This is a genomic window from Shewanella sp. ZOR0012 (assembly GCF_000798835.1).
GTDB classification, from domain to species: domain Bacteria; phylum Pseudomonadota; class Gammaproteobacteria; order Enterobacterales; family Shewanellaceae; genus Shewanella; species Shewanella xiamenensis.
In genome coordinates, this window is the sequence record NZ_JTLE01000094.1 from 2,357,926 (window position 1) to 2,358,683 (window position 758).

Here is a 758-nt window from a genome sequence, read left to right on the forward strand (position 1 = left end):
TAGGTATTTAAGATGAAGTAAATTGGCCCATAGTGCTTGGAATGTGTTCTGGATGAGGCTTTTGAAGTGATATAAGCAGTTGTCAGTTACTGTTAAAGTGCTGGCAGCATTTAGCAAAATGCCGTCGTCGCTTTTCTAAGTGTTCGCAGTAATCGGTCAGTTCTTGCAAGGTGCCCACTGGACCATGAAATAGCTTGCCAAATTCGGTTGTCAGCTTGAGCCAATTGTCATGGGGAATATTTAATCTGTTCCAGTATCTTGGCGCTACTTTCGCTGATGCATCCACGTTTATCATTGCGAATGATTCGGCCTGTATCATCCACCAATTGAAGGTAATCCGTTAAGGAAAATGCAATGCCATTGGGTTGGTTATCGCACTCGTTGCCAATAAAAGGCAGTAGATTGCTCGGCTGCTCACCTTTTAATGCAGCCCGAATACGTAGCTGAATGCTGGTATGGTCAGATTGTTCAGGTGTATCAGCGAGTTGTGATCTAATCGGATTTAAATCGACGTAAGTCATACAGGCTAACACGGCGGCTTCATCCAGTAAGGCCTGAGATTTAAACCGACCTTCCCAGAACCTGCCTGTGCAGTTATCTTCTTGATTTGCTTGCCTTGCAATGGGTTCGTTGAGGCAGCGCATAAACCAACTGATATCACATAAACGGCTACGGTAAATGGCGATTGAATGCTTTAATCTGCTGACCTCATGCGCTTCAACTAACTCACCTTTGGCGAACTTTTGCGTTAACTCATC

Annotated in this window: 1 pseudogene; it reads right to left on the reverse strand. The window is 44.5% G+C overall.

The features are described 5' to 3' along the window. Positions 1 to 82: 82 nt before the first annotated feature. Positions 83 to 758: pseudogene (locus L976_RS11995) on the reverse strand (transposase); the annotation flags it as partial.